The sequence below is a fragment of the Psychrobacter sp. YGAH215 genome, assembly GCF_007280595.1.
Taxonomy (GTDB): domain Bacteria; phylum Pseudomonadota; class Gammaproteobacteria; order Pseudomonadales; family Moraxellaceae; genus Psychrobacter; species Psychrobacter faecalis.
The window spans coordinates 1-5956 of record NZ_VKLR01000045.1 but is presented as its reverse complement, the minus strand read 5'-3'; the positions used below and the strand labels follow the sequence as shown (position 1 = coordinate 5956).

The 5956-nt window shown below is 39.7% G+C and carries 4 protein-coding genes and 1 pseudogene; 1 reads left to right on the top strand and 4 read right to left on the bottom strand.

All coding sequences use genetic code 11. The annotated features are described in order from the left end of the window. Positions 1–71: 71 nt before the first annotated feature. Positions 72–434: pseudogene (locus FOR85_RS12300) on the top strand (IS3 family transposase); the annotation flags it as partial. Positions 435–531: 97 nt separating this feature from the next. On the opposite strand, the gene FOR85_RS12295 reads toward FOR85_RS12300, so the two are convergent. The 4 genes from FOR85_RS12295 to FOR85_RS12280 all read right to left on the bottom strand — a co-directional run. Then, a complete protein-coding gene (locus FOR85_RS12295) occupies positions 532–963 on the bottom strand; it encodes a hypothetical protein (protein WP_144298144.1) in 432 nt (143 codons plus the stop codon). Then, the gene (locus FOR85_RS12915; protein WP_263390495.1) at positions 960–1886 is read right to left on the bottom strand and encodes an RHS repeat-associated core domain-containing protein; all 927 of its coding nucleotides are present in this window, start codon (positions 1884–1886) and stop codon (positions 960–962) included. The genes FOR85_RS12295 and FOR85_RS12915 overlap by 4 nt, the downstream gene beginning before the upstream one ends. A gap of 57 nt (positions 1887–1943) precedes the next feature. Next, positions 1944–2291 (bottom strand): hypothetical protein, encoded by a 348-nt coding sequence (locus tag FOR85_RS12285; protein ID WP_144298143.1) that lies wholly within the window; start codon positions 2289–2291, stop codon positions 1944–1946. Continuing rightward, positions 2288–5956 (bottom strand): RHS repeat domain-containing protein (locus FOR85_RS12280; protein ID WP_144298142.1); only part of this gene is annotated, 3669 nt, incomplete at its 5' end. The genes FOR85_RS12280 and FOR85_RS12285, both read right to left, overlap by 4 nt.

The following is a 5956-nucleotide window of genomic DNA, read 5'->3' as shown; positions in this document are numbered from 1 at the left end:
GTAAAAGAGCAACAACAGCAAAGATTACAAGCCGCTTAATTTAGCTTGATGGTGACAACTACCTTGAAAAACTCCGATGTCGTGCGCTTAACATGGCAATTAAGAATAAACGCCCAAGCAAGGGGCTAATTGTGCATTCTGATAGAGGCAGCCAGTATTGCAGTCACGCCTACCACAAGACCATTAAGCAGCATCAATTTATAGGCTCAATGAGCGGCAAAGGCAACTGTTTCGATAACGCTCCGATAGAAAGCTTCTGGGGCGTATTAAAGAATGAGCTGGTATATCATCAAGACTATAAAACAAGGTTCACAGCCATCAATGATATTATCAGTTATATCGAGCTGTACTACAATCAGACGAGGATTCAAAAGGGTTTGGGCTATCAATCGCCAAGACAGGTGTGGTTTGATTATTATCGTCAAGCTGCGTAACTAAAATCTCCCAAGTTTATGTCTACGGGATTGACGGCAGGGGTCAGATCTACTTTTGGCGTCAAATCTATGAGTTGTTCAACTGGATTTTATCAATCTAAAAATTACTATAATCTAAATCAAATGACCCAATATTTTCATTATCACCTTCTGAATAATATTTCAATTCATCAAAAATGATTTCATCTTCAAGGTTACCTTTTATATCAGGTAATACTTGACTAGAAATTAAAAACTTTTGATTAACTAGATTTTTTGATATCAAAAAATGTGTTTCTATAGGAAACTCAGCATAGCTACCAAAATTTAATAGATAACGTGTGCTTACTTTCCTTTTATATATTCTTATTTGACTATCCCCACCACTTATTACCCTATGATATTGTATTACTACAGTAATACACTTATCATCTATACAGTACCTTGCAACTTTCTTTGGATTTAATACTTCTATAGTTTTGATTATAAGTAGAGATAGTACAATTATTAGTATAATTATAGATAATTTACCTTTAAAATTAGTTTTCATTTTTTATTAACCTGACTAACTGGCTTAATATTTTCTTCAATTCTTTTTATTCCCAAATTGTACCCATATTGACTTCTGAGATATTGATAATCGTTTTCACCATATTTAGGTCCTTTTCCATAAAGTGTTCCAAACGTTAGATGTTTAGTTAAACCTGTAAGTCCACCTAAATGTAGTGCGCCACTTGCCTGTTGAAACTCATCATACGACAAGCCTTTAACCGCTGCATTCATTCCTGCCAATATATTACCTCCTTCTCTCAAAGTGATATATCGTCCTTTAAATAAAAATCCATGATAAGACAAATGCTCTCCATAATTTGCTTTAATATCATACTCACCTCCTGGAATGCTTTTGAAAGCAAAGACCGTAAATATACTTTCTGACCATGCCTGAGTATTAAGCTTATATATATGATCTTCAATACTTTCATTCATATAAACTATGCCTACAGGCTTTCCTGTATCAGGACTAATAAAAGCATCATCAAATATTGTTTTTCCAACGATTTTTTGTGTACAGCTATTACCTTTAGAAATGTTTTGATAGATATTGACATCACCATCTTTATATGCTCCTACTACTTTGAGTAATGACCCCTCTTTTTCAACTATTGTACTTAGTCCCCATGGATCTACAAGCTGCACAGGGTTTTGTTCAGCATAAACGTAAGTGTTCCATCCACCACTAAGCCCGATGGGATCACTGGTTAAGTAGCGCCCTGTTTCAGGATTATAATAACGATGCCAATTGTAATAATAACCACTCTCACTATCCTCATACTGACCTGCAAAGCGTAGATTAAACTCAAGCGGTTCAGTAGTTGTTGACTCTGTCGCATTGGCGCTATTCATTAAAGACGATAACCAACCCTTTCGCTTTGCTTGCATATCTTGCGTATTGTTTTTTGGATTAGCTTTCACCGTCACCTGACCAAAGGCATCATACTCCCCTTGCCAGACAATCTCATTCTAATCTCTCTAATGCCATATTACGTAACCAAATAATTCAAGACTAGGATTAACTTTAATACACTTTTGACTTGAAACATAATAAACGCTATCTTTCATTTCATATCTTAATACTATGGCGTATTCTTTATTACGCTCAGTGAATGCAAATTCATCGAATCCTTTGATTTCTATATCAGAATTTGTAGGCTGACCAAGTTTATGTAATATATCGTTTCTAGTAGTGCCAACGATATCTTCATTAATAACAACACCTTTCAACTTACAGTTGGGTTTCTGTTGACAAGCAGCTAGTATAAGAACGATTATAATAGCCATAATACTAGTCTTAATACTTTTTCTAGTTTTTAGTTTCATTCTTCAATCCTACGAATCTTTGCGGTATCTAATGTGTAGTGACCCATGGCCTCTTCTCCAAGTCTTCTATAATTAACACTTGCTTCCCCTGCACCTATCGTACCTAACTGACCTGGATTTCTAGATGTACTATTGTCGCTACTATTACGGCCTAGAATATTAACCTTTCCTGTATAAATTGTAGTGTGTCCAGTAGCATCCGCATAATCTACTGCCCATGACATAACGTCACCTATTTTAGCGTTACTCAATGAAACTAATCTTGTATTAGGTATATCATCTTGTGCTAGGGCACCTGCTGTCGCTGGTCCTCTTGTGATTCCAAATCTTTTCCTAACAGGCGCTGAATAGCCTGCTTCTGTTAATACGTCATAAATAAATAAATTACATTTATTTGAACCAGCAGAGAAATCACCATTTTCAACAGCATAAGCATACTCAGTGGAACCTATATACCCTACAGCTATTTTAAACGCTTTTATACTTTTGCTGTTTGGTGCTTTGATTATAGTACCGACTTTAAAAGCATTTTTCTTAAACTTATTACTGATATTATTACCTTCGAATAAACTCAAGTTTATTCTAGCCAACTGATTCACAGATATACCGAATTCTTTTGAAATAGTTCTTAAAGTATCTCCAGCATCTAAAGAAAATTCTCTAATGCTGGGATCATAAGTCAGCAACCCCCACGGATCCACAAAGCTAACAGGATTCTGTCCCGCATAACTATAAGTATTCAACCCACCGTTCAGTCCAATAGGATCACTCGTTAAATACCGTCCTGTTTCAGGGTTGTAGTAGCGGTGCCAATTATAGTAATAACCACTCTCACTATCCTCATACTGTCCGGCAAATCTTAAATTAAACTCAAACGGCTTGCTGGTCACCGACTCTGCCGCATTGGCGCTGTTGATTAGAGACGGTAACCAACCCTTTTGCTTGGCTTGCATGTCTTGTGTTATGTTTTGCGAAGCGGCTTTCACCGTCACCTGACCAAAGGCATCATACTCTCCCTGCCATACGGTTTGTTGTTTGCTATCACTCAATTGCTGCGGTGTGCCGAGATGATCCGTATGTACTGTATAGATGCTGGCGTTGTTATCTACATCATAGTCAATCATCGCAATCGGTCTTAAGCCAATATAAATATAGCGACGAGTTAAGGTCTCTTGGTTGTCATTGACCTCAATCTCAGCGTCTAGTAATCCTTGTTGCCATAGATAACGCTGTTCTCGGTCTGCTGTAGTTTTACTGACTCGCTGCATGGCATAGTTATAACGATATTGAGTACTTTGGTCGTTATCGGTAAGCTGAGTGAGCTGACCTCTCGCACCATAGCTAAATTGACGTTGAGTTTTACTCTCTTGTCCTTGCTGAACGCTAATAAGGGTAGGATTGCCCACAGCATCGTAGCGATAACTGCTTTCTTGCTTATTATCATTCATTGTTGCAGAGATATTTAATAACTGATCGGTTCCCGCTTTATACTTATAATCAGCTTGAGCTTTAGGACTACTAAATCCTAGTCTATTGGCATTCAGGTCATATTGATATTGGGTAGTTTGGTTGTTATCGCTATTTGTTACGCTGATAAGCTCGCCATATGTGTTGTAGCTTAGCTGCTGGCTGATCTTTTTATCACCTTGCTGACTATTGGTAGCAATGATTTGATCAGCTTCGTTATAGGTTAGTCTCTTTTTATAGTTCCCATCCGTCCATGTAGTCAGCCGTCCTGCTTTGTCATAATCGGCACTGGCACTTTTTCCGTTACTGTGAGTAAATGATAGTAAGCCGCGGGCACTGTCGCTCTCGATGTTCGAGATAAGAGCGATGCTATTATGATCAGGCTTTATCTTGCGAATTAAACTCTCAAACCAGCCTTGAGCTGGAGCTTGATACATAAGTGCAATTGGGTTGCTAATGTCATCATATAGATAGCTGAGGGTAGCGCCTTCTGGCAGACCTACCTTGTCTATCCTTCCCTTATCATCATACTGATACTCAGTTTGCCATTGCTTTTGGCTGTCTTTAAATTGTACGGACTCTACGGTTACACGTCCTTGAGTATCGTAGCTGTAGTTGGTGGTTTGGGTAGGATCAATTATTTGGCTTAAATGTGCACCATTATATCTATAGTCAACGTTTTCACAGTTTTGTTTATTTACGCCGTTATCACTATTTAATTCGCAATGATTATTAGCAGTAAGTCTGCCGATATTATCATAGCTGGCAATTTGCTTAGTGGTTGCGCTTTTTATGAGCGTTGGTTGATCGTTTAGGTCATACTCTATTATTGATTCACCTGTGTTGGCATCTTTAGCATAGATGATACGTCCAAAGTCGTCATATACTCGCTCATAGGTCGCCCCTTCTGGCAGTACAATCTGTTTGATCTTGCCAAGCAGATTGGTTTCAATCTCAATGGTGGCATCAGCATTTAGCAAATTATCAGCGGGATTAAATAGTACTTGAGCGCTGTCTTCTTTATTCTCAGAGTATAGGCTTTGAGCGTTAGTCATGGCTAGGTTGCTATCTGGTGCTTGTATAACGCTTGCGATAGTTTTTTGATCAGTGGTGTCTGTTGTACGCTTGAGAATGTCGTCATTATATTGCATAGCCATGGGGTCAATCAGCACCTTACCTTTGCCATCAAGCCATTGACGATTTACCAGCTGACCTTCGGTATCATATTGGTTGACAATCTGCTGACCGTCATACAGCTGATAGATGACTTGCTGCTGGCTATCGTCATAAATAGCGGTAATGGTTTGGTTAAGCTGGTTTGTCCATTTTACAGGCCGCTGTCTATGATCATAAGCGAGCTTTACGGATTGGTCACCGCGCTGTATAGACACAGCCTGACCTTTGCTGTCGTATTCCATCTTAGTGACTACACCATCCCCATCGGTATGTGCAGTCAGTAGACTTTGTCCAGCAATGGTTTGATAAGTGAAGTGTTCGGTAATATTTTCAGGATAATCAATTTGAATAAGCTGACCTTGATCATCGTATTGATAGCGGGTTGTATCTTGATTGCCTTGTAGAGGCCCATCAGTGGCTACCAGTTGCTGCCTGCCATTGATTGTCTCATAACGGTAACGGGTTGTACGACTAATGGGCTGTAGTCGACTGCTCGCTGTTGCAGGCCGAAACCCACTCTCAGTCATAGCCACAACATTCCCTGACTTATCATAGGTCAAGCTCGTTTGTGAGATCTTACCCTCAACCACACTAGGACGAGTGATGGCGGTCGGCTGCATCGGATAATCTGCATTGTCATAACTGTAAGCCAGCCACGTTTGCTGGTTGTCCTCCTTTGTCTTATCTGTCTGAGTGATCTTGATCGTACGGCCAAGCGTGTCATAGCTCGTTGACATTGATGCGATGACTTGACCGTTGTCATCAAGCTTACTGGTTTTCGTCACCCGTCCTGCACTATCATACTCATAGCTCACATTGGTGGGGCCGCAAGTGACACACCCTGCCCCTGTCACAGATAATAGCTGTGCCTCGCCATTCTTGTACCTATAGCGGTAGTTGGTGGTCTCCCCTATGCTGTTAGTTAGGACATTAGTGAAGATATGATTTGCTTGGGTAGGTATGACGGTGTCGTTGTCATAGACCACACTGACTTTTTCGACACCGTCTTTGTGAGTGGAGCT

Bases quoted from the DNA above. Each gene is read 5' to 3' on its own strand.
- FOR85_RS12295 (WP_144298144.1), bottom strand. From the start codon at position 963: ATGAAAACTAATTTTAAAGGTAAATTATCTATAATTATACTAATAATT.
- FOR85_RS12285 (WP_144298143.1), bottom strand. From the start codon at position 2,291: ATGAAACTAAAAACTAGAAAAAGTATTAAGACTAGTATTATGGCTATT.